The 22,642-nt window shown below is 63.2% G+C and carries 15 protein-coding genes and 1 pseudogene; 5 read left to right on the top strand and 11 right to left on the bottom strand.

Annotation, left to right across the window (positions count from 1 at the left end):
- Positions 1–11: 11 nt before the first annotated feature.
- The 7 genes from C0617_RS03290 to C0617_RS03260 all read right to left on the bottom strand — a co-directional run bounded on the left by C0617_RS03290 (position 12) and on the right by C0617_RS03260 (position 11,039).
- Positions 12–5,123 (bottom strand): putative Ig domain-containing protein, encoded by a 5,112-nt coding sequence (locus C0617_RS03290; protein ID WP_291315593.1) that lies wholly within the window; start codon positions 5,121–5,123, stop codon positions 12–14.
- A gap of 15 nt (positions 5,124–5,138) precedes the next feature.
- A complete protein-coding gene (locus tag C0617_RS03285; protein WP_291315592.1) occupies positions 5,139–5,684 on the bottom strand; it encodes a hypothetical protein in 546 nt (181 codons plus the stop codon).
- Positions 5,681–6,880: a PilW family protein gene (locus tag C0617_RS03280; RefSeq protein ID WP_291315591.1), complete on the bottom strand. Its 1,200-nt coding sequence runs from the start codon at positions 6,878–6,880 to the stop codon at positions 5,681–5,683. The genes C0617_RS03285 and C0617_RS03280 overlap by 4 nt, the downstream gene beginning before the upstream one ends.
- Positions 6,881–6,892: 12 nt before the next feature.
- Entirely contained in the window at positions 6,893–7,303 is a 411-nt protein-coding gene (locus tag C0617_RS03275) for a prepilin-type N-terminal cleavage/methylation domain-containing protein (RefSeq protein WP_291315590.1), read from the bottom strand.
- Between the two features lie 49 nt (positions 7,304–7,352).
- On the bottom strand, positions 7,353–7,946 hold the full coding sequence (locus C0617_RS03270) for a prepilin-type N-terminal cleavage/methylation domain-containing protein (protein ID WP_291315589.1): 594 nt from the start codon (positions 7,944–7,946) through the stop codon (positions 7,353–7,355).
- Between the two features lie 178 nt (positions 7,947–8,124).
- Positions 8,125–9,486 carry a sigma-54 dependent transcriptional regulator gene (locus tag C0617_RS03265; RefSeq protein ID WP_291315588.1) on the bottom strand — a complete coding sequence of 454 codons (1,362 nt, stop codon included), beginning with the start codon at positions 9,484–9,486 and terminating at the stop codon, positions 8,125–8,127.
- Between the two features lie 8 nt (positions 9,487–9,494).
- Positions 9,495–11,039, bottom strand: a complete 1,545-nt coding sequence (locus tag C0617_RS03260) for a HAMP domain-containing sensor histidine kinase (RefSeq protein ID WP_291315587.1) — start codon at positions 11,037–11,039, stop codon at positions 9,495–9,497.
- Positions 11,040–11,387: 348 nt separating this feature from the next.
- On the opposite strand from C0617_RS03260, the gene C0617_RS03255 reads away from it, so the two are divergent.
- On the top strand, positions 11,388–11,654 hold the full coding sequence (locus tag C0617_RS03255; protein ID WP_291315586.1) for a hypothetical protein: 267 nt from the start codon (positions 11,388–11,390) through the stop codon (positions 11,652–11,654).
- Positions 11,655–11,842: 188 nt separating this feature from the next.
- On the opposite strand, the gene C0617_RS03250 is transcribed toward C0617_RS03255, so the two are convergent.
- From C0617_RS03250 to C0617_RS03235, 4 genes are read right to left on the bottom strand one after another with little or no spacing between them, the layout of a single operon-like run.
- On the bottom strand, positions 11,843–14,944 hold the full coding sequence (locus tag C0617_RS03250) for an efflux RND transporter permease subunit (RefSeq protein ID WP_291315585.1): 3,102 nt from the start codon (positions 14,942–14,944) through the stop codon (positions 11,843–11,845).
- 1 nt (position 14,945) lies between these two features.
- Positions 14,946–16,007 (bottom strand): efflux RND transporter periplasmic adaptor subunit, encoded by a 1,062-nt coding sequence (locus tag C0617_RS03245; protein WP_291315584.1) that lies wholly within the window; start codon positions 16,005–16,007, stop codon positions 14,946–14,948.
- Positions 16,000–17,562 (bottom strand): TolC family protein, encoded by a 1,563-nt coding sequence (locus C0617_RS03240; protein ID WP_291315583.1) that lies wholly within the window; start codon positions 17,560–17,562, stop codon positions 16,000–16,002. The genes C0617_RS03245 and C0617_RS03240 overlap by 8 nt, the downstream gene beginning before the upstream one ends.
- A gap of 50 nt (positions 17,563–17,612) precedes the next feature.
- Positions 17,613–18,281, bottom strand: a complete 669-nt coding sequence (locus tag C0617_RS03235; RefSeq protein ID WP_291315582.1) for a TetR/AcrR family transcriptional regulator — start codon at positions 18,279–18,281, stop codon at positions 17,613–17,615.
- Positions 18,282–18,454: 173 nt separating this feature from the next.
- Here C0617_RS03235 and C0617_RS03230 point away from each other — a divergent pair, with 173 nt between their 5' ends.
- The 4 genes and pseudogenes from C0617_RS03230 to C0617_RS03215 all read left to right on the top strand — a co-directional run bounded on the left by C0617_RS03230 (position 18,455) and on the right by C0617_RS03215 (position 22,613).
- Positions 18,455–19,003 carry an HD domain-containing protein gene (locus C0617_RS03230; protein ID WP_291315581.1) on the top strand — a complete coding sequence of 183 codons (549 nt, stop codon included), beginning with the start codon at positions 18,455–18,457 and terminating at the stop codon, positions 19,001–19,003.
- 88 nt (positions 19,004–19,091) lie between these two features.
- Positions 19,092–20,609: a bifunctional DedA family/phosphatase PAP2 family protein gene (locus C0617_RS03225; RefSeq protein ID WP_291315580.1), complete on the top strand. Its 1,518-nt coding sequence runs from the start codon at positions 19,092–19,094 to the stop codon at positions 20,607–20,609.
- Positions 20,610–20,709: 100 nt separating this feature from the next.
- On the top strand, positions 20,710–21,735 hold the full coding sequence (locus C0617_RS03220) for an agmatine deiminase family protein (RefSeq protein ID WP_291315579.1): 1,026 nt from the start codon (positions 20,710–20,712) through the stop codon (positions 21,733–21,735).
- Positions 21,732–22,613, top strand: a pseudogene (locus C0617_RS03215) (carbon-nitrogen hydrolase). Before C0617_RS03220 ends, C0617_RS03215 begins: the two are co-directional and overlap by 4 nt.
- The last annotated feature ends 29 nt before the right edge of the window (positions 22,614–22,642 follow it).

Raw genomic sequence — 22,642 nt, 5'->3', positions numbered from 1 at the left:
AGTTGGCGGCCCTATTTCTTCAGCCAGTGGATCACATTGGAGATAACCGACAGTACGGGAGTGTTCTCCGCCTCGACAATGACCCCGGTGGCGATCTGGATCTTTTTCTTCAACTGCTCCTGGCCTTCCTTGGGTGGCGGGATAATGATCGCCTCCCCCGTGGGGGGGGCGCCGGGGCCAAGCAGAATGCCGCGATTCACCGTCACCGTCCCTTCGGTGGCACCGTTGGTCGTATCCGGGGCGCGGATCGCCACGCTCGGAGGTGCGACGCCGCTCGTGTAGCCGACGGCGTACAGGTACGAATTCCCCCCGTAGGAGCAGGGATCGGAACTCGGCTTGTAGGTCAGGAAGTCGACCAGACCGCCGACCGCCAGGGGACGGGTGATCATCCGCTCCCCGCCGGAAAGGGTCAACCGCCAGCCGGTGTCGGAGGCGGCCGCCTCGGTGCCGCTTACCGAGGTCACAAGGTCCTGCATCGAAAAATCGTTATCGGCCGAGTCGTAGAGGCACACACTTGTGGTTCCGGTGACCGTCCCCGTCGTGGTCACCGCCGACTGGTCGTCGAGATCCGTGGCGACCAGGGGGTAAGTAATCGTGGAAAGATCCTTCAGACCAAAGAAGATCTGGTCAGACGTGTCACTCTCGTCGAGGTCGCTGAAATACTTGCCGGAGCCGGCATAGACCCAGGTCGTTCCTACGGAGTCACGGGTGGCGTCGGGAGATGCCGTAAAGGGATAGGCATCTTCGAACAGCGACACGACGTTGGGGGCCCAGGCCGCTGTGAGGTCCTGGTCGGGGATGTCGATGGCGAAGAGCTTTCCTTTCCAGGTCCCAGAGCCGTCATCGTAGGACGTGCCGAAATAGATCTTCTCCGAAACGTAGTCCTTGTCTTTGTCGATGGCGAGGATGTCCCCGACGATGTGGTTGTCGTCGACGTCGGCGTTGCCGTCGTGGAGACTGATCTTCTTCGCCAGGGCCCCGGTTTTGAGGTCGAGCAGAAAGACGTAGCCGGTACCGGAGCGACCGATGTCCTGGGTGAGGTCGATGCGGCTTTTGGGTTGGTCCGTAGACCCCGAGCCGATAGCCAGGTACCAGTTTCCGTTCGTCGTCTTGCCGCCGGTTCGGATGATGGAGGGAAAGGTGGTGGCAAAGCCCATGTCGGCATGGGAAAACTCCCACATCGGCACCGGGGACTCCGGATCGGTGATGTCGATGGCGTAATAGGACGAGTACCCGGTTCCGGCCAGCGGGGGTGTGGGACTGCCCCCGTCGCAGGCGCCTCCGAAGCGCATGCCGCCGATCAGGACCGTCTTCCAGCTCCCCGCTTTACGGGCTTCGCCAGGGTCGTCGCAGGAAGCATCGACTGCGGTGTCGCAGCCGAGGCTGGCATCGACCAGGCGCACCGAGAGATCGTTGTAGTAGATGTGGCAACTGCCGTAATCGGGGTCGGCGAGGTACTGCAGGTAGGGCAAGGCATTGTAGGGGATATAGCCCCAGACCTCCTCCCCGAGTTTGTCGGTGGCTGTGGCCGCGGCGGTGACGCCATAGGCATTCTGGAACTTGGCCTTGACCCCCTCAGCCAGACCACTGTCGACCAGATAACCGACCCGGAACGCGTGGAGCATGCCGTCGTTGGCGCCGACGAAAGCGATGGAGGAGCGATGTTTGTAGGTATCGCTGGAGACATACTGATAGTAAGTGTTGTCGCCGTAGTCGATGTGGTAGGTGTTGGCCGGCGTTCCGGAGAGGACCTTGGGGGTCGAACTGATGACGTCGCCGAGTTTCCAGACGTTGCCGTTGGTGTCGCCGCCGCTCACCCCGATCCGCCGGTCACGGAAGGTGCCGTTGGGAGTCGCCCCGCAGGCGCTGTCCCCCGACACCCCGGTTTCCAGACATTCGCCCCGGATATAGCCGATGATCTCGTTGGCGGTGAAGGCGCCGGCGCCGGCATTCAGCGCATTGACCAGATCAGAGTCCATGCCCGTCGTGAATAGCGTGGGGGAAAAGGTCGTTGCCGTCGTCGCATCGGAACTGTCGACCCGGAGGAGCTTCTTCGAGGTGAAAATGGTGCGGTCCGAAGGGTCCGTAAGGGCGAGGGCCTCCCCCCCCTCCCAGTTGTAGCTGATGTCCGAGAAGGTGACAAGATCATAGTCGGAGCAGGTTCCCAGGTCCCCGCCGGTGCCGTCGGCGTCGGTTTCGAACAGGGCGGCCTTCGATTCGTTGACGCTTTCGTCGAAGAAGAAGCGCACGACCTTGTCGTTGTCAAGTTCCAGTTCGTGGTCGACGGTGGGGGAGTCCTCGCGCAGGTTGTCCTGGGGGTCGATCCACAGGTTCTGCGTGTACCCGACCCAGGAGACCTCCCTCTCCCCCTCCTGCTTGACCGGCAGAAAGTAGGCCTGGATCATGGAGCCGATTCCCCGCGACGAGGTGGTGAGAACGGAGACCGCCGTCCCCGAGGCGGCCTGGGCGAGGATGTCCTCCAGGGCCTGGATCAGTGCCGTCTCCAGGTCGGAACCGCTCGCCGCCTGGTAATACCCCCCCCCTCCCGCGAGGGCCGCCGCCTCGAGTTCCGTGTTGTTGCTGGTCCCCATGGTGTTGACGATAAAAGTGTGCACGTTCTGCGTCCCGGCGGAATCGGGGTCTCTCAGGTCGGTGGTGTAGCCGTAGCAGGCGTTCTGCTCCAGGGGATCGCTGGCAGTGCAGTCGGCGGTGGCGGAAAAGTCAGTGCCGCTTACGTCGGTGCCGGAGCTGATGACCAGCACGTAGTTCTTCCTGCAGGGCACCTCGTCGATGGGGTCGCTGTTGGTGCAGCCGCTGTACCCCAACCCGTAGGGGTTGTCGAACCCGTAGTAGTTGATGACCCCGTAGAGTCCGTCGGCCAGGGGAGACGAATCGGAGGGGGTGGCGTTCTGAATCGCCGTATAGAACGAGGACGCAGTCGTCACCGGGATGCAAGAATTGGCCTCGACGATCGTCGAGACGCCCTGGTTCTTGAACTTGGTCATCCCCCAGCGGGCCCTGGGGTTGTTCGCATCCCAGAATTTGTGAAAAATCCCTACCTTGCCGTCCCACACGCCGTTGCCGTTATCATCCTCAAACCTGACCTCTCCATCCGCAGGTTCAAACAAACCATCGCTATCGTCATCTATGAATTCACCCTGATCCCAGATGTCGTTGCCGTTTGAATCCTGGAAAACCTCTTCTTCCAGTACGACCTTGACGGTATAGGAAGCAGAGCGATTGGTGGCGCCGGGCGCTTTTTTCAGCGACGTGATGGAAAAGGTCACCGTGTCGACCCACCCCCCGCACCCCTCGACCGAAATATCGAAGTCGGCATAGGTGATGTCGTTGTTGTTGTCCGGAGTGCCGCTGAGCACACCGGTGGCAGAGAGGCTCATCCAGGACGGCAGGCTTCCTGAGGAGACCGACCAGGTGTATGGCTCGCACCCTCCAGTGGCCACGATCTGGTAGCTGTAGAAAACCCCCTTGTAGGCGGTCGGCAATGGGGATGTGGAAAAGATCTCCACATGGCCGAGGGCCGTAACGACTTCGATGGTGAAATCGGCCGTCGTGACATCTCCGACCGAGTCCTGCAACTGGACGGTGATCGGGTAACTCCCAGCCGCCCCGGCGGCGATCGTTCCGCTGAAGACCCCGGAGGAATTCATGCTCACCCCGGAGGGGAGGGATCCGGCGACGATCGACCAGGTATAGGCAGGGGAGCCGCCTTGTGCCGACAGGGTGGTGGCATAGGGCTCTCCCTCCTGCCCGCCGGGCAGAGAGTTGGTCGTGACTGTCAGCCCTTCGACGATGGAGAGCTCGAAATCCTGGGTCAGGCTGTCGCCGCTGCTGTCCGAGAGGGTCAGGGTCACCGTGGAGGTCCCCGCGACTGTCGGGGTCCCGGAGATGTAGTAGTTCGTCACCGACCCGACGGTGGCCGTGCCGATCGAAAGGCCCGCCGGAAGCCCGGCGGCCATCCAGCTCAAGGCCCCGATCCCTCCCTGCCCGTGGAGTTCGAGGGTGTAAGGGTTGTCGAGGTTTCCGTCGGGGAGGGGGCTGACATGGTTGATCTTCAGGTCTTCGGGGGAGATGACGACGTTGCCGCTGATGGTGCTGGTTCCGGTGCAGGACGTGGAGGTCACCGAGACCTCAAAAGGGAAGCTCCCCGCGGCCGTCGGTGTTCCCGTCCAGGTGGCGACGCCGTTGGTGAGTTTGTTGTTGTACTTGCTGTAGGTCGGGCTTCCGAGCCAAGCCGGCATGGTGGTGGTCGTCCAGGTCGCCGTCTTGTTCGCCGCGTTCTCAGGAAGGGTCAGGGTCAGGGAAAAGGGGGATCCGACAGTTCCATTAAGAGAGCCGACCGTGATGGAGGAACAGGCCCCCGCCCAGGCCGACGGAACCAACTCCAGATTGTCCCAGAAGTCCGAAGCCGAAGCAAAGGCCCCCTTGGCCCCGTCCGAGACGGCTTGGGCATAGTCGGAAAGGAGCAGCTCCAGGCTTCGGGGGGCGACTTCGCCCACGTCCCCGGGCAGGACGTCTGACGACTCCATGGCAATGGGGACCGGGGGGCTGTCCAAAAGCGAACACGCATTGGGCACCGTCTCGGTAATGGTCAGGTTGCCGTTGTTGACCTGAAAAACACAGCCCGAGGTCGTATCGCTCCGGTCCGGCCAACTGGCGCCGCTGATGCTGACCAGGGTGTGGGCGTTTCCCTGTTTGGAGGCGGAATTGCCACCGATCAGAACCTTCTGCAGCACGTCGAACCGGGACATCGTCGCCCAGTTCATCAGTTTGCCGCGGAAAGGGGCGGCCGCGGGGCAGGTTTCCGTCGCAAGGTAGGAGCGGCTGGGGCTCCCCGAGGTGTTGAGCAGTTCCTCGAACTTGTTGCTCGAGTAACTGTAGCAGCCCGTCGGATGGAAATAGCCGATGTAGTCCTTGCTGGAGTCGTAGTCTTCCGGGTACGCCGAATCCATCATGTCGTTGGAATTATCCATCAAAATCATGATGTTCGGCGCCACGGTGCGGGTCACATACGGGGGCGCGCTGCAGTAGCTGTCCATGGCGGCGTGGAGGACGCCCGGGGCCGCAAAGAACAGGGTCAGCAACAGGGTCAGCAGGTATCTCATGCCTCTAGCCTCCTTTTACCCGGCGAAGCGGTACAGGGCGGAGTTCTCTGCCCGGGTTCTGTTAGGACCGGTCACCGTGGCGCTGATCCGGAAGAATATGGCCGTGCTCGACAGCCCCCCCGCCGAGCGGGCGAATTCGAGCCGCCCGCCTGGCAGGGCCTTGCTGAAGAGCCGCTCGATGGTCACCATGGCGCTGAAATTGCCGCCGAGAACCGTCGAGCCGAGATTCATGGTGGTGGTGCATTCGCTGTTCTGGTTGAGGATCGCCGTATCGAGCTTGTAGCCCAGGTCGTTGCCGGCGCTATCGACGCAATTGACATCGGGCAACACATCGGCCACCGGCTCTCCCCAGAGGGTCAGGTTGACGGCGTCCTTCATCACGTTGATCGCCCCGTCGGCCGCCTCTTCGGCAGTGGCGTACCCCTTGCCCGCGGTAGAGAGTTGGGTCGACTGGCTGACGACGTAAAGCACCCCGGTAACCATGGCCATGATCGCGAAGCTCATCAGCAAGGCAAGGATCAGGGCGATGCCCCGCTGGTTTCCGAGACGGCCTGGGCTCATTTGAGGTTTCTGGGGGCGATGTTCAGGGTGAGTAGTTTCCACCGGTACCTCCTCTGTTCTGCGGTCAAAGCGACGTCCCGACCCGAGTCGATTGTGGCCTCCCCCACCCGCACGCTGGCCAGGGGGTAGGTATAGTCCGGGTCGGGGCTGCCGGACTGCACCAGGATATAGACCCGAACCTGCTTGAGGCGCTTGCGCAGGTTGTCCGCACTATAGCCGTTGGCGTGATCGGCGCCGCCGTCATCCCAGTCATCGATGGTGCCGTCCTCGTCTTTGTCCAGGCCGAAGGTGACCTGAAAATCCCGAACGCAGGCCAGAAGCGGACTCGGCGTGCTCAGGGGATCATCGTTGTCATCGGCCTTTCTGCTCTCGGCCCGCAGCAGGCTCCTGGTTCCGGGAGCGCACACCCCGGGGTCGTTGCTCCCGGCGTCATCCGGCAGGTAATACTTGACGACGTAATAGGGTTTCAGGTCAGCGTGGTCATCATCGTCGCTACTTCCCTGGCCATAGAGGCCATATACCAGGGTTCCGATCTCCGCCCCCGAAAAGGTCGTCCCCCCGTCAACCGTGGTGATGCGCTCGTCGACTGCCACGGCGGCGGGATCGGCGTAATTGTAATTGAATTTGAACAGCCACTTTCCCCCCTCGGTCAAAAGGGCCTTGGTATCGGGCTGCATCATTATCACCCGATCCCCCGCCTCGATGTTCTCCCGGGAGTCCGACCACTGGGCGAAGGTGGGGTCGACAGCATCCATGTAGGTCCAGCCCATAGACTGTCGGGAGTTGACCCCCAGGGCGGTTCCCATGAGGGTCAAAGAATCCGACCCGCCGAAACGGTCGCCCTCCGATCCCTTCACCGCTCGGGGGTTGAGAACGTCGCCGTCGCCGTCGGTGGCCCCGCCGTAGTCGTTGGCAAGGCCGTAGCCCGTGGAGCTGATATCCCTTTCGAGCAGGGTTTTAACGATGCCCAACTCGATATCGGCTCCGGCCACGTTGTACTCGCGGGTCGAATGCTTCATCTGCGTAATGAAGGCGCCGTAGGCCCCGCCCATAATCACGGAAAAGATCCCCACCGTGATGAGCATCTCGGTGAGGCTGAACCCCCTCTGGTCGTTACGGCAAGTCAGGATAGCCAAAAGCCTGCGGAAACCGTGCATCCCTCGCGGTGCGCTCCGCTGAATCGATTCAGCCTTCATCACGACCTTCCTCTAAAGAGCCCGGTGCTTGTAGATGGCGGACTTGTTTTCGATGGTTTTGTCCCCGAGTTGGGAAGAAACGGTGATTTCCACTTCCTTGAGGTCGTTGGTCTTGGCATTGACCTCCCAGGAAAGGGAGAAGGATTTTTCCGCTCCGCGCAATCGGACCAGGCGGGTCGCGGAGTGCGGGGTCGTCACCGTTCCGCTTTCTGTCGTGGTGGTGGTTTCGGTCAAGGAGGATGCCTCGAAATCTGCGGCGAAAAGATCTTCGGCCAATTCCTTGGTCAGGCGCACGGCTGCGTTTCGGACATCGTTGTCGAGGTTCGTCCGCATGACCGTGAGGGTCGCCGCGGTCAGCCCGAGAATGGAGACCGAAAGGATGAACAGGGCGATCATCATCTCCACCAGAGTGAACCCCTTCATCTCATGCGAGAAGGGTTTTCGACCCGAACCGTTTCCTTTTCCCCACAACTTATCTGGCATCGCACGCTCCATCTATCCAGACCCCCTCCCTGATCCTGACCGCACTGATCACCACGCAGCGAGGAGGTGAAACCTCGTGAAGCCGCAGTACGAAGGTGGCGTCCGTAGTCGACCAGTTCCGGTCCCGGGCCATACCGTTTCGGCCATAGAGCAGGACCTCACCCGTCGGATTGGCAGCCGCCCCCTTGGTCACCGTTGCCCCCTGGGGCAGATCCTTGACCCTCGGGCCGCTCTCTTCGGCAGCGCCCTCGTACTTGAAAAATTCTTTGGCACCCGTTTGATCGTCGTTGAACTCAAAGAGGGTGTATTGCGATGCTGAATCGAAGCGAATGCCAAAACCGTGATTGGCATGATCGGGGTCCGAAGGGTCGTCCGGAGTCGAACGGGTCACCGCGTTCTGTCGAACCCACTGCAAATCGGCGAGTAATTCGCGCGATGCCGCGGTGAGCCTGTACTTATCCAGAAACCCGCTGCCCAGATAGGCGATGCTCGCGAGAATTCCGGCGACCGCGATGCCGATCAGCAGCTCCATCAGGGTGAAACCCTTCTGGCTTTTCAAATTGGTCTGATGGGTGACCCCCATAAAATTCTCCAAAAATTATCTTCAAAAACCAGAAGTGCAAAATGCATTCCGACGCCAACACCAGCCTTAAGCTACTGGTTTTTTTGATTGTTTTTGCCAACAGGACGGCCTCGCCCCCCCGGAGGTGCGCAACTTTTGCATACCTGCCGCGCAGACATTTCACAGCTCCCGCGGCCGGTCAGTCCTGATCGACATCGTACTCCTTCAATTTGTAGAGCAGGGCCCGCAGGCTGATCTCCAGGCGTTTGGCGGCGTGGGTGCGGTTGCCTTCGGTGGCCAAAAGGGCCTTGCGGATATATTCCCGCTCCATCCGCTCGATGGCCTTTTTCAGGGAGAGGTCCTCCGGTAAATCCCGCTCCTGCCGGCGCACCTCCCAGGGCAGGTCGGAGAGCCCGATCTGCTCGTCCCGACAAAAGATCAGGGTTTTTTCCACGAAATTGCGCAGCTCCCGGATGTTCCCGGGCCAGGGGTACTGCCGCAGCATCTCCATGGCCTCGGCGGTAAGGGTCGGTACGGGGCGCACCTCCCGGGCGGCGAGCTGGCGGCAGAAGTGATCGACCAGCGGAGGGATGTCCTCGGGACGCTCGCGCAGAGGGGGAATGCGGATCTCGACCACGTTGAGACGGTAGAAGAGGTCGATGCGGAACCGCCCCTCGTTGCATTCCTCGGTCAGGTTGCGGCCGGTGGCGGCCAGCACCCGCACGTTCACCTCGCGCGGACGGGTGTCCCCGACGCGGCGCAGCTCCCTTTCCTGAAGAACCCGGAGCAGCTTGGGCTGAAGCTCCAGGGGCATCTCCCCGATCTCGTCCAGGAAGAGGGTCCCCCCTTCGGCCGCGCCGAACAATCCCTGTCTCTCCCGGTCCGCCCCGGTGAAGGCCCCCTTGACGTGGCCGAACAGCTCGCTCTCGAGCAGTCCGGAGCTGATCGCGCTGCAGTTGACGGCCACGAAGGGGCGTTCCTTGTCCAGGCCCAGGTCGTGCACGGCCCGGGCCACCACCTCCTTGCCGGTCCCGGTCTCGCCGGTGATCAGTACCGGGGATGAGGCGCCGGCGACTTTTCTCACCAGCTCCATGATCCCTTCCATGGCCGCACTGGCGAAGACCGGTGCTCCTCCGTCCTTGCCCCCGGAGAGTTCCCTTTTCAGCAGGGCGTTCTCCCGCTTCAGGCGCAAGCGCTCTTCGGCCTTGCGCAAAGTCAGGATGACCTCGTCGGTCTTGAAGGGCTTGGAAATGAAGTCGTAAGCCCCCCGCTTCATACACTCGATGGCGGTGTCGATCGAACCGTAGGCGCTCATCATGATCAGAGTCGCGGTGCAATGCCGCTTTCCGGCCTCCTCCAGAAAAGCGAGCCCGTCCATCCCCGGCATGCGGATGTCGCACAGGGCCACGTCAAAGGATTCCTTTTCCAGCTGGGAAAGGGCCTCCTCCCCGGTGGCCGCCTCGGCGACCAGGTACCCCTCCTTTTCCAGCACCATGCTGAGCATGTGGCGCATGGCGGACTCGTCGTCGATGACCAGAATCTTTTTCCCCGTTTCCTGCATAACCGGCTCTACCCCTCCCCCTGCGCTTTGGATATCGGAAAATGCACGGTAAAAACGCAGCCGCTGCCCGGCTCGGATTGCACTTCGATGCGGCCGCCGGCCTCGTCCAGGACCCTGTGACAGACGAAAAGGCCCAGCCCCCGCCCCCGCCCGGGCTCCTTGGTCGTGAAGAAGGGGTCGAAGATGTGGGCCATGGTCTCGCCGTCCATCCCCTCCCCCTCATCTCTCACCGAAATCCATGCTCCCTCCTTCACCACCCCGGCGGCGAGGCTAACAGCCCCTCCCGGGGGTGAAACGTCCCTGGCGTTGAGAAGCAGGTTGACGAAAACCTGGAGCAGCTTGTGGCGAGCCATGGTCACCGCGGGAAGCATCGCGGGGAGCTCCCCGTCGACGCTGAGCCCCTCGAAAGCCCCCTGATGCTGCAGAAGGTCCCTCGCCTCGACGAGTGCGGCCAGGGGGTCGAAGGATTCCTCGTCCCCCCCGCCGGGGGCGGCATAGTCGAGCAGGTCCTTCACCAGCCGGTCGATGCGCCGGGCTTCGCCCAGGCTCCGATCCGCGATCTCTCTTTCCCGGCCTTCGGGCAGTTCCCCTCTGAGCAGATCGAGGTAGCCGACGACGGCCCCCAGGGGGTTGCCGATCTCGTGAGCCATGCCGGCCGCCAGGTGCCCGACGGAGGCCATTTTCTCGGAACGGACCAGGTCCTCCTGGGTCCGCCTCAGATCCTCGTTGGTCCGCTGAAGCGAGGAGATGTACGCCTCTGTCTCCCTGCGGCTGTCTGCGAGGGCCCCGGTCATGGCGTTGAACGAGCCGGCCAGTTGGGCGATCTCCCGTGGGCCCTCCACCGGGAGGACCTCCGCCAGGTTTCCCGCGGCGACCCGGCGGGTGCCCTCCATGAGGCGTCCTATCGGCCGCACAACCGTCCGGCTCAGAAGATAGAAACCGAAACCCACCATGACCGTCCCGAAAAGGAGGGCGTAGGCGAGTACCAGGGTCCTCCCTCCGAATATCCTGGCCCGAACGTCCCCGAGGGAAAAGCGAACCTGCAGAGCTCCAGCGAAGGAGCCTTCGGCCAGGACCGGGGCGGTGGCCACGACGAAACCGTCCCCCCCGGTGACGGAAAAAATTCCCGTGGGCGGATAGTGAACCTGGATCTCGACCCGGCGCGACTCCCTGACCTGGGCGAGGTCAGCCAGGTCCAGGGAAAAGGCTCCCAGGCTTGCCGCGGAGGAGACGGGGGACAGGTTGCGGTCGACAGCCCCCCAGCCCAGGTTGGGAGGGAGGGAGCCCGCAAAGTCCTGCAGCCGCCGGGTGCGACCCCTCAGGTCGGCCTCTGCCGGCCCCCCATCGGCCATGGTCGCGGCGAGAGTCCTGGAAAAAACCTCCATGGTCGCGACTGCGTGACTGACCCGCTGATCGAGCAGGGCGCTTTCTGTGAGACGCAGAAAAAGAAACCCCGCAAACAGAAGCGCGGCTCCTGCAAGGAGAAGGATATGAAGCAGTATCTGGGCGCGAAGCCCGAAGGTGTTGGCCACCGGATCCCCCCAAAAACGCATGCGTTCCCCGATGCTGCCCAGGGCCATGACAGGCGGCCCAAAGATACCACAGGGTTACCATGACAACAACCTTAGCAGGTCCTAAATCTAAACTTTAAAGGGGAATTATCCGAAACGAATAGAAACAAGAGCCTGACGAGAAAAAGAGGGCCAAGAGTCAACAGAACGGCTTTTCAAAAGCCCGGGCTTCCCGGCTTCGTATTTGGGCCCTCTCTCTTTCGCAAAAATCGACAAGAAAGGCTCCCAACGACTTGACAATCCCCGTTTGCGTTGGAGAATAATTTTCTCTTTACAACATTTCGGGTTTCACGTATACACTGTTTTGACGAATCATTCGGGGGTTTATCTATGGAACGAAAATACCAGATCCCTGCCAAGAACGCCGATCACGTAGACGTTGGCCAATGGGTGGAAATATTGGAGGCTTACGGCAAGGCCGAAAGCCAGGACGCCATTCAGGTCAAGAGCATGCGGGTCGGCGGCAAGACCATGGTCTTTGCCGGGATCCATGACAAGGGCGGGTCGTCGAAGTCCCTTCGGCCCCACGAGGTAGAGGTCATCTTCGTGGTCCGGGGACGGGACCAGACCCAGTTCAACATCCGCTTCCGTTCCTGAAGCACCATCCATCGATCTGAACCAAAAGGCCGGGCGCATGCCCGGCCTTTTTCTATTCGAGACACGCTATCAGGCGAATCTCCGAGACAAAGAAACGGTCCGATGCTACGGGCGCTCTCCGCCGCCCAGGGACGAGCAACGGAGACCCAACGGAGGGCCCCGCACCGAGGCCAGGAAGCGTCGGCGGGCTAGGCGGACTTCTTGAGGCGCCGCCGCAGGGTGAACGTTTCGGAGAGGGAGTACAACACCGGCACAACGACCAGGGTCAGCAAGGTGGCAACGGCCAGCCCGAAGATAACGGCGATCGCCATCGGCCCCCACCATGCCGCCGACTCGCCCCCGATCTCCCAGCTGAAGGAGCGGAAATCGAAGCTGACTCCTACCGCCATCGGCAAGAGGCCGAGAATGGTCGTCACCGCTGTCAACAGCACCGGCCGGAACCGGACGGTCCCCGCCCGGACCAGGGCGTCGCGCAGTTCCATCCCCTGCCCCCGCAGCTGGTTGACGTAGTCGATGAGCACGATGGCGTTGTTGACCACCACCCCGGCGAGGGAGATGACCCCGATGCCGGTCATGATGATGCCGAAGGGGGTCGCCGTCAGCATCAGGCCGAGAAAGACCCCGGTCAGGGATAAAATCACCGAGGTCATGACGATCCCCGCCTGCCGGACCGAGTTGAACTGGGTGAGGAGCACCAGGGCGATCATGAAGACCGCGGCGACGAAGGCCTTGCTCAGAAAGGCGGTCGCCTTCTGCTGCTCCTCCTGCTCGCCGGAGAAGTCGATGCGGTAGCCGCCGGGGATATCGAGACCGGTCAGGCGCCGCTGCACCTCGGCGAGCACCTCGTTGCTGTTCCGGCCGTAGGTGTTCGCAGAGAGGGTCACCACCCGCTTCTGGTTGATGTGACGGATGGCCCCGAAACCGGAGCCGATCTCGAGGCGGGCGACGGTGGAGAGGGGGACCGGGTCGCCGCCAGCGGTGGGAACCAGCAGGTTCTCGATATCGCCGAAGCCCTGGCGCCGATCTTCGGGGAGACGGGCGACGATGTCGTACTCGTCCTTTCCTTCCCGGTAAACCCCGAGTTTGCTGCCGCTGATGGCGGCCTTCACCGTCTGCGAGATGTCTGCGGTGGAGAGGCCAAGGAGGGTCGCCTTCTCCCGGTCGACCTGCACCCTGATCTCCGGCTTGGCCTTGGAGAGGTCATCCTTGAGGTCGACCAGCCCGGGGACGTCGCGGATCAGCATCCTCGCCTGCTGTACGAGGGCATCGAGGACCTCGACTTTCTCCCCGCTGATCTCGATGTTGACCGGCGGCCCGGTCGGCGGCCCCTCCTTCTGCTTCTCGGCCTTTATGTCGGCCCCCGCGACGCCGGAAAGGGCCTCCCGGATCCGGGCCAGGACCAAGTTCGAATCCTCGTGGCGGTCGTGCCGGTCGACGAAGTCGAGGGAGACCTTGCTCTGGTGTGACTGGCCGGCGGTACCGCCGCCCATTTCCGAGGAACTGCCGACCCCGACCTCGGCGATGGCGTAGCGCACGTCCCCCTCCTGTGCGGCCGCCTCTTCGGCGATGCGGGCGAGGGCGTCGGAGGAATCGAGGCTCGTCCCCTCGGGGGCCTTGATCTCGACGAAGGCGCGGTTCGGCTCGGTGTCGGGGAAGAGTTCGACGCCGTGGCCGAGAGCCCCGTAGGCGGCGACGATCGCCACCAGCAGGGCCAATGCGCCGCCGACGATCAGGCCTCTGTGATCGAGGGAGAATTCGAGAAGGCCCCGGTAAAGGCGGATCGCGAGGGTGGAGCGCTCCCGACTCGTCCCCTTCGGCTCTTTGACCCGCATAAAGACCGCGCAGAGAACCGGGTTGATGACCAGGGCGACGAACAGGGACGCGGAGAGGGTCACGATAAGGGTCAGGGGAAGGTACTTCATGAACTCCCCCATGATCCCCGGCCAGAACATCATCGGAGAAAAAGCGCAGAGGGTCGTCAGGGTCGAGCTGATGACCGGCCAGCCGACTTCGGCCGCGGCCGTTCTGGCCGCGGCGATGCGGTCCATCCCCTCCTGCATGTGCCGGTAGATGTTCTCCACCACGACGATGGCGTTGTCGACCAGCATCCCCAGGGCGAGGATAAGGCTGAAGAGGACGACCATGTTGAGGGTGATCCCCATCGCCTGAAGCACACTGAAAGAGATGAGCATCGAGAAAGGGATCGCCAGGGCGACGAAGAGAGCATTGTTGAGCCCGAGAAAGAGAAAGAGGACGACAACCACCAGGATCAACCCGGTGAGGATGTTGTTCTCCAGATCCGAAACCATGCGCCGGATGTCCTTCGACTCGTTGAGAGTCACCGACAGTTCCACCCCTGGCGGCAGCAGGTCCCGGGCCCCCTCGAGCAGGCCGAAGACCTGGTCGGAGATGGCGATGATGTTTTCCCCCGTGCGTTTTTTGATCGCCAGGGTGACGCTCTGCTTGCCATTGAGGCGGGCGTAGCTGGTGTGGTCCTCGAAGGTGTCGCGCACGACGGCCACGTCCTTGAGGTAGATGGGGCGCTCGTCCCGGGTGACCAGGATCAGGTTGTCGACCTGGTCCGGGTCGGTGAATTCGCCGGGGATGCGCAGCAGGTACTTGCCCTCGCCGATGTCGATGCTGCCGCCGGGGATGTTGACGTTCTCGCGCCTGATAGTGGAGAGGATCTCGGCGAAGGAGAGGCGATAGGCGGCCATCCGGTCGGGATCGAACTCGACCCGGATCTCCCGCTCGCGGGCGCCGGTGAGGTCGACCTCGAGGACCCCGGGGATCTCCTCGACCCGGTCCTCGAGTTCTTCGGCGACCCTCTTCAGGACCGGCTCGCCGACATCCCCGGAGACCGCCACCATGAGGATAGGGAACTCCGAGAGGTTGATCTCGATGATCGAGGGGTCGTTCTCGAGGTCGTCAGGGAGGTCGCCCTTGGCCTGATCGACCTTGTCCCGCACTTTCTGCAGGGCGTCGTCGATATCCACGTCCGGGGTGAACTCGACGGTGATCATCGAGGAGCCCTCGGCGCTCACCGAGCGGATCTCCTCGACCCCCTTTAGCCCCTTCAGCTTGCGTTCGATGGGGAGCGTTATGAGGGTCTCGATGTCGGCCGGCGCCACTCCCTCGTGGGAGGTCACGACCAGCACGTTGGGGATGGTGATGTCGGGGGTCGATTCGCGCGGCAGAGTCGCGTAGCTGAAAATGCCGACCACAATGAACATCAGCATCAGCACGAAAACGGTGCGACGGTTATGGATGGCGGCGTTGGAGATCAGCATTTCAGTGCCCCTCGCTGACCGCCGCGCCGTCGGTCACCAGTTGCTGCCCCTTGACGATCAGCTTCTCCCCGGAAGCCAGGCCTTCCACGATCACGACACGGTCGCCGACCACCGGCCCCGCCACCACCACGCGACGCACGGCTCTCCCCTCTTCGGCGACGTAGACCACCTTGACGCCGTCCTGGTCCACCAGGGCATAAAGAGGAACCGCGATCACGCCTTTCAGTTCGCGGCGGACAAAAGCGGCCTTGACGATCATGCCAGGCCGGAGCGAGCCGGCGCTGTTGTCGATGGCGATCTTGGCCCGGTAGGTCCGGGTGACCGGGTCGGCCTTGTAGGCCAGGTGAATCACCTTTCCGGAGAGCCGGGGCGGCGCCCCCCGGCCGATCGAGGCCGCCTCCACCTCGACCCCGTCTCCGACCGCGAGGTCGGCGACATCCTTCTCCGGAACGTCCACCAGGACCTTGAGGCGATCGACCTGCACCACCACGGCGACCGGGTCCCCCACCCCGACGTACTCCCCCAGGTCGATGAGCAACTCGTCGAGGACACCATCGACGGGGCTCCTGAGGGAACTCTTCTCCAGGGCGACCCGGGAGACCCGAAGGTTGGCTTCGGCCACCTTCAGGGCCTGAACTGCGTCCTCGTACTCCTGCTGGCTGACGAGCTTCTTCTCCACCAGTCCCTGGCGCCGCTGCAGGTGCTGTTTCAGCCGATCGTATTCGGCCTGGTCGCGGGCCACCTTCGCCTCCAGGGTATCGAGGTCGAGGCGCAGGATCGACTGCCCCTGCTTCAGGCGGTCCCCCTCTTCCGGCCCTATCCAGCGAACAGAACCTGGGATTTCCGCTGCCAGGGTCAGATCTTCCCAGGCCTCGAGGGTCCCCGGCAGGGTGAAATTCTCTCGGTGGTCCGCCGCGGTGACGGTCGCTAAGGTCACGTTGGTCACCTTTTCCCGGGGCGTCCCTTCCCCGTTCGTTCCGCTCTCGGCATCCTTGCCGCATCCCGAAAGAGCGGCCAAAGCCAGGCAGCCCAGGACCAGAGCCCGGGTCATCGTCCTATTCATGAAATTGCTCCTTGTCGAAAGTTTTGACCGTCACCCCGAGACGCTCCAGGTTGTTCCCCATGGCCCGGTGCAGGCTTGCAAGCCCGCGGTTGACATCGGCCTGGGCGGTGATGTTGCGGATTCGGGCGTCGATCACGTCGTCCTGAAAGTCGAGAATGCGAAAGGTATCGGAGAGTCCCTCGACGAGCCGCTCCATCTCCTGCTTCAGGGTCAGGTCGGCAAGAGCCTCGAAGCGGCCTGCGACCCGGACCCGCTCCAAGCCCCGCTTGACGCGGATCAGAGCGTTGATGATCTCGGTCTCGACCGTCGTCTCCAAACCCTTGACGTCATAAACGGCCTGACGCTTTTCGAGTCTGGAGCGGTCGTGAAGGGCCTTGGCGGCCCGGTTTTCAAGGGGGTAAGAGAAACCGACCCCGGCAAACCAGCCGTACCCGTCGGCACCGGCCATGCCATCGAGGGAGTCGATGTAGTCCCGCCGTGAGGAGGTTCCTGCCCCGTCCTCCCCGGAGAGGCCATTGACGGCAAGGGTCGCCTGCAGGTCGAGCCGGGGAAGGGTCTGGTTGCGATCGAACTCGAGGCGGATCTGCCGGTTTTCCACCTCGAGCCGGCGGCTCGCCAGGTCGGGCCGGTCGTCGAGCGCCTGTTCGAGAGCCTGCTCCACTTGGGGAAAGGGCTGATCCGGTCCGGGCATCGGCTCGGTCCGGTAGAAATTCCGGCTCAGAGGGTACTCCTGCTTGATCCCGAGCAGGCCCTTGAGCCGGTTCCCGGCGGTTTCCACCTCCTGCCGCGCCAGAAGCACCAATTCGTCTCGCGCGGCGACGGCGGTCTCCGCTTCCTGGACTTCGGAGACGGGGATGATCCCGGCCTCGAGCTTCTCCCGGTTGCCCTCCAGCAGTTCCTGCGCCAGATCTCTGGACTCGATGCGGTAGCGGTAGGTCTCGATCGCCTGGGCGAGATCGAAGTACCCGGACTCGATCGCCTCTGCAACCCTCTGGGCCTGATCGAGATAGCCCAGGGTCGCATGCCGGCGCCGCGTGTCGGCGATGCGCAGGTCGGCGGTGTTGACCGACGATCCAAAATCCCGCAGCAGGGGCTGGGTCAGGTCGAGCAACAGGGCGGTTGCATACTCGGGACTGCGGCCGCTCTGGGCAAGATTGTCGCTGCTGCGCGCGGTCTGCAGGGACAGGCGCCCGTCAAGGCCGGTTCGGAAAACCTTGCTCAAACCGGCCTCAGCAGCGAGGCTTCTACCCTCCTGATCGATGAGGGGAACCCTTTCTGGCTGCCGGTTGCCCTGGGCGGAAACGGCGGCGTCGACGCTGACATCGAAGCGCGCCTCTGCTGCCGTGTGGTCGCGATCGGCGATGGCAGGGTTCAGCGCCCCGGCCCGCAGGTCGAAGTTCTGTTCCAGGCCGAGTTGGACAGCGGTCCGCAAGGGCATCACGGGCCACTCGTCGAGTCCCTCAATATAGTCTTTCGCCAGCGACGGCGGCGCCGTCAGAGGGGACAGGGCCAGAATCAGCCCCAGGACCTTTATCCAAACACTAAATCGTTTCATATTGATCAAATAATCCTCCAGTGGGACCGGACCAGGAAGGGGATTGCCCCTCAGACATCATCAAACCGCATCCTGATCTGATCGAGAATATCCTGCTCGGGACGGGTTTCTTTCCCCTGTGGCCCGAGGCCGTTGAGAGCCTGGATCAAAAGGGTCCGCATTCCGGCCTCGACTTCCCGGCGATCCTGAAGATATCCCGCGTACCAACCGGAAAGAGAGACCAGGTAGAGAGCATAAAAATGGCCGGTCGCCCAGAAGGTTTCACTGCCCTCTTTCAATTCCCCGCGCCCTTTGGCCCGTTCCAGGACCTCGCCGATCCCCTGCAGGTAACGGTCTTCCAGTTGCTTCGATTTCCCCGGGGAGGGCTCCTTGGGAAAGGCGATCTCCCGCGCCATCAGGCGGCCGAACTCGTGGTTTCGGGTGACGAAATCGAACTGGCTCATGAACAGCGTCATCAACTGCTCCAGGAGGGGAGCCTCCGGATCGAGAGTTTCAGCGAGGGTTTGGAAAGCGTATTCGACCTCTTCCTCGCAGTAGGCCAAAAATATATCGTCTTTCGCCTTGAAATAGCCGTAAATGGTCCCTTTTCCCACACCGGCCGCCCGGGCCAGCTCCTCCATGCTCGTCCCTTCGAACCCCTTTTCGGAAAAGAGCCGGAGGGCCGCCTCAAGGATGGCCTTGCGGGTTTCGCGTTTCTTTGCTGCTCGGATGCCGCTCATATGTCTCCCCAAAAAGTCGACTACGGTCGGATATTACGTTCCAGGAGGACCGGGGGTCAAGAATTATCGACCGCGGTCGACTTTTAAAACCGCTCCCGTTTCCACCGGCATCTCCCCGCCTGCGCTAAAAAAGACGTTTTCCCCCGCGCTCCGTTTGCCTATAATGGGTAGCCATGAACCCTCTCCAGCTGATCGCCAAATACCACCCTCCGGGGTCTGCGCGGTATCGCATCCTGGTCGACCACAGTACCCGGGTGGCCCGCAAGGCGGTGACCGTCGCCAAGCACATCGGCCTCGCCGATGCAGAGGTCCGCTTCGTCGAGGAAGCCGCCCTGCTCCACGATATCGGCATCCATTTCACCGATGCACCCGAGCTGGGATGCCGGGGCGACCTGCCGTACCTGGCCCACGGCTACATGGGCCGCGAACTCCTCGAAAGTGAGGGTCTGCCCCGTCACGCCCTCGTCTGCGACCGCCATATCGGAGTCGGACTCTCCCCCGAGGACATCTACCGGCAGGGCCTGCCCCTTCCGCACCGGGACCTGCGCCCGGTCTCCCGGGAAGAGCAGATCGTGGCTTATGCCGACCTCTTCTTTTCCAAGCACCCCGACCGCTCCCATCGCGAGCGATCCCCGGATCAGGTCCGCTCCTCCCTCGCTCGCTTCGGCCCCGACAAGGTGGCCGTCTTCGAGCTCTGGCACGCCGGCTTCCGCCCCGGTTAGTCGATCTTTTTTTGCTACAATTCACATGAGACGTCCCCCGCGCCGCCCCTTCGCCCCCGGCAGATGCGCATTCAGTCGCGAGGACTGCATGGACCCGTGGTTGCAACAGCTCACCGCCTGGCTCCCCTCCGGGGGACCCTACTACGTTCTAGTGGGCCTGATCTCCTTTTTCGAATCGCTGGCCGTGGCCGGGATCTTCGTCCCAGGCAGCGTTCTGGTCGTCTTCGCCGGGTTCCTCGCAGCCCACGGCAAGGGGGCGTACGCCCCCCTGGTAGCCGTTGCCGCCTTCGGGGCGATCATAGGAGACCTCCTCAGTTATTGGCTGGGGGCGCGTTTCGGGGGGGTGCTGCGAAACTGGCCGGTGATCCAGAAGCGCCAGGAAACCCTTCACAAAGCGGAAGTTTTTTTTCTTGAGCACGGCGGTAAAAGCGTCTTTCTCGGCCGTTTCGTCGGTTTTCTGCGCCCCTTCATCCCCTTCGTCGCCGGGGGGGCCCAGATGCGGCCCCCGGTCTTTGCCCTGTTCGCCCTGATCAGCGGGATCCTCTGGGGCCTTGCCTATCCCGGCCTCGGCTACTTCTTCGGCACAAGCTGGGACCTCGTCAAGCTCTGGACCGGGCGCTTCGGCCTGTTCGTGGCCGTGCTGACCCTGCTCCTCGTCATCTACATCTGGTTTTGGAAAAGCGCCGTCCCCCGACTCTACCGCCTCTGGACCCGGTCCCGGCGGCGCGCCGGGCTGAGATGGGCCCGCCTTCAAAGGCGCAGGCCCCTGGCGACCCTGCGGGACGATTACCCGGCCATTTACGCCTTCCTCGCCGATCGCTTCACCCTGCGCAGCGGCTCCGGGCTCTACCTGACCGTCGGCTTCGGCTTCAGCACCCTCTTCGCGATCCTATTTTTCTGGCTCGTCGGAGCCATCAACCTGCAACGAACGCTGGCGGCCTTCGACCTGCCGATCTACAGGATGATGCTTGACCTGCACCATCCTGCAACCGATCGCCTGATAACGGCCGTCACCTGCCTCGGCGACTGGCCGGTGTTGCTCATGACCACGGTCCTTCTGGTGGTCTGGCTGGTCCTTTTCAACCGTGATTTTTCAGCGGTCATCGTGGCGGTCGGAATGTCGGGGGGCTACCTGCTGGTGGTCCTGCTCAAGAGACTTTTCGACCGGCCCCGCCCGACCCCCTTCTTTGAAGCGATAGACCCGCTGTCGGCCAGTTTTCCCAGCGCCCACGCTTTCCTGGTCCTGATTCTCTACGGCTTGCTGGTCTATTTCCTGCTCGATGCCACGCGCGAAGGACAGAGCCGCTTTCACCTGGTCCTCGGCGCCACCTTCGTGGTTCTGCTGGTCGGATTCTCACGCCTTTACCTGGGAATCCACTGGTTCAGCGACGTCCTCGGGGGCTTCGCCCTGGCCGCCCTGTGGTTGACCTTCCTGGTCACCGCCGCTGAAATGCGCCGCCGCTACGGCGGCGAGTTCCCCTGGCGCCCGGGCGTGCAACTGCTCCACCTTCGTCGGCCGTGGCGAACCCTGGTGCTGGGCATGGCCACCCTCGCAACCCTTGGAGGGACCGCCGCCTACATCCTCTTCCGCCTGGCCGGGCTGTGATCCGAAGGCGCGAAGAAGAGCCGGAAGGGATTGCAAAAGGATCGGTTTTTCTCTAGGATTTGGCGACGCTCAATTCACGTCTCGGGAGAGCATTGAACAGATGATCAAAAGACTTCCGGCCGAATGGGAAGAACAGGACGGCATCCTGCTCGCCTGGCCTCATCCGGGGAGCGACTGGACCCCGATCCTTCACCTTGTGGAACCGGTCTTTACCGAGATTGCACGGCAGGCCGCCCGCTTCGGGAAGGTCCTGATCGTCGCCCACGACGCCTCCGCCGTCCGTGCCGGACTCGGCAGCGTCGGCGCCGATCACGAGCGGGTCCGTATTCTCGAGATTCCGAACAACGACACCTGGTCGCGGGACTTCGGGCCGATCACGATCCTGGAAAACGGCAGTCCCGTCCTGCTCGACTTCGGCTTCAACGGCTGGGGCCTGAAGTTCCCCGCCGACCTCGACAACCTGATCAGCCGGCGCCTCCACGCGGCAGGGGCCTTCGGCGCAGCCCCCCTGCGCACGACCGGGCTCGTCCTCGAGGGCGGAAGCATCGACAGCGACGGGAAAGGAACGATCCTGACCACCTCCGAATGTCTGCTCGGGCCCAACCGCAACCCCCACCTCGACCGCGGCATGATCGAGACGCGCCTGCGGGAGCACTTCGGGGCCGACCGCGTCCTGTGGCTCGAGAACGGATACCTGGCCGGCGACGACACCGACGCCCACGTCGACACCCTCGCCCGCTTCGCCCCCGGCGACGCCATTCTCCACATGGCCTGCGACGACCCGGAGGACGAACACTTCGAACCCCTCCGCCGGATGGCCGCGGAGTTGGAGCGTTTCCGAACCCCGGCCGGGGCCCCCTACCGCCTCCTCCCCCTGCCCTGGCCGAAGCCCCGGTTCGACGACGAGGGGCAGCGCCTGCCGGCCACCTACGCCAACTTTTTGGCGCTCAACGGCGCGGTGCTCGTCCCGACCTACGGCGATCCCGCCGACGAGGCCGCCCTGAAGACGATCGGACTGGCCTTTGCCGGCCGCGAAATCGTCGGCATCGACTGCTCGCCCCTGATTCTGCAGCACGGTTCGCTGCACTGCGTCACCATGCAGCTGCCCCGAGGAGTTCTGCCATGAACCGACTGACCATCGGACTGGTCCAGCAAAGCTGCCACGCCGACCGCCAGGAGAGCATCGCCCGCAGCCATGACGCCATCCGCAAGGCCGCCGCCGGAGGCGCCCGGCTGATCGTCCTTCCGGAACTGCACACCGGCCCCTACTTCTGCCAGAGCGAAGACACCGCCCAGTTCGACCGGGCCGAGACGATCCCGGGTCCCACCACCGAGGCCTTTGCGAGCCTGGCCCGGGAACTCGAGGTGGTCCTGGTCCTTTCACTCTTCGAAAAACGCGCCGCCGGCCTGTACCACAACACCGCCGTCGTCATCGAGAAGGACGGTTCCCTCGCCGGCCGATACCGCAAGATGCACATCCCCGACGATCCCGGCTATTACGAGAAGTTCTACTTCACCCCCGGCGATCTCGGCTTCGAACCGGTGGAGACCTCCGTCGGCAAGCTCGGCCTCTTGGTCTGCTGGGACCAGTGGTACCCCGAGGCGGCCCGGCTCATGGCACTGGCCGGGGCGGACCTCCTCCTCTATCCCACCGCCATCGGCTGGGACCCCCTGGACGAGCCGGAGGAGCAGGGGCGCCAGCTCGAGGCCTGGCAGACCGTGCAGCGAGGCCACGCCGTGGCCAACGGCCTGCCCCTGATCGCGGTCAACCGGGTCGGCTCCGAGGACGACCCGAGCGGACAGACAGCGGGGGCCCGGTTCTGGGGGCACAGCTTCGCCGTCGGCCCCCAAGGGGAGTGGCTGGCCCGGGCCGGCACCGAGGAGGGCGTCCTGATGACAGAGGTGGACCTGTAGCGATGCGAACAGGTGCGCCGCATCTGGCCCTTCCTCCGCGACCGGCGCATCGACGCCTACGGCGACCTGCAAAAGCGCTACCGGGATTGAAGGTGATCCCCGGATATCCGGGGATCACA

Origin of the sequence: Desulfuromonas sp. (assembly GCF_002868845.1) — a bacterium.
In the GTDB taxonomy this organism is placed as follows: domain Bacteria; phylum Desulfobacterota; class Desulfuromonadia; order Desulfuromonadales; family BM501; genus BM501.
This window is presented reverse-complemented; position numbering and strand designations above follow the sequence as displayed.

Bases quoted from the DNA above. Each gene is read 5' to 3' on its own strand.
- C0617_RS03225 (WP_291315580.1), top strand. From the start codon at position 19,092: ATGGACCCGTGGTTGCAACAGCTCACCGCCTGGCTCCCCTCCGGGGGA.
- C0617_RS03290 (WP_291315593.1), bottom strand. From the start codon at position 5,123: ATGAGATACCTGCTGACCCTGTTGCTGACCCTGTTCTTTGCGGCCCCG.
- C0617_RS03260 (WP_291315587.1), bottom strand. From the start codon at position 11,039: ATGCGTTTTTGGGGGGATCCGGTGGCCAACACCTTCGGGCTTCGCGCC.
- C0617_RS03280 (WP_291315591.1), bottom strand. From the start codon at position 6,880: ATGAAGGCTGAATCGATTCAGCGGAGCGCACCGCGAGGGATGCACGGT.
- C0617_RS03255 (WP_291315586.1), top strand. From the start codon at position 11,388: ATGGAACGAAAATACCAGATCCCTGCCAAGAACGCCGATCACGTAGAC.
- C0617_RS03250 (WP_291315585.1), bottom strand. From the start codon at position 14,944: ATGCTGATCTCCAACGCCGCCATCCATAACCGTCGCACCGTTTTCGTG.
- C0617_RS03275 (WP_291315590.1), bottom strand. From the start codon at position 7,303: ATGAAGGGGTTCACTCTGGTGGAGATGATGATCGCCCTGTTCATCCTT.
- C0617_RS03265 (WP_291315588.1), bottom strand. From the start codon at position 9,486: ATGCAGGAAACGGGGAAAAAGATTCTGGTCATCGACGACGAGTCCGCC.
- C0617_RS03235 (WP_291315582.1), bottom strand. From the start codon at position 18,281: ATGAGCGGCATCCGAGCAGCAAAGAAACGCGAAACCCGCAAGGCCATC.
- C0617_RS03285 (WP_291315592.1), bottom strand. From the start codon at position 5,684: ATGAGCCCAGGCCGTCTCGGAAACCAGCGGGGCATCGCCCTGATCCTT.
- C0617_RS03245 (WP_291315584.1), bottom strand. From the start codon at position 16,007: ATGAATAGGACGATGACCCGGGCTCTGGTCCTGGGCTGCCTGGCTTTG.
- C0617_RS03230 (WP_291315581.1), top strand. From the start codon at position 18,455: ATGAACCCTCTCCAGCTGATCGCCAAATACCACCCTCCGGGGTCTGCG.
- C0617_RS03270 (WP_291315589.1), bottom strand. From the start codon at position 7,946: ATGGGGGTCACCCATCAGACCAATTTGAAAAGCCAGAAGGGTTTCACC.
- C0617_RS03240 (WP_291315583.1), bottom strand. From the start codon at position 17,562: ATGAAACGATTTAGTGTTTGGATAAAGGTCCTGGGGCTGATTCTGGCC.
- C0617_RS03220 (WP_291315579.1), top strand. From the start codon at position 20,710: ATGATCAAAAGACTTCCGGCCGAATGGGAAGAACAGGACGGCATCCTG.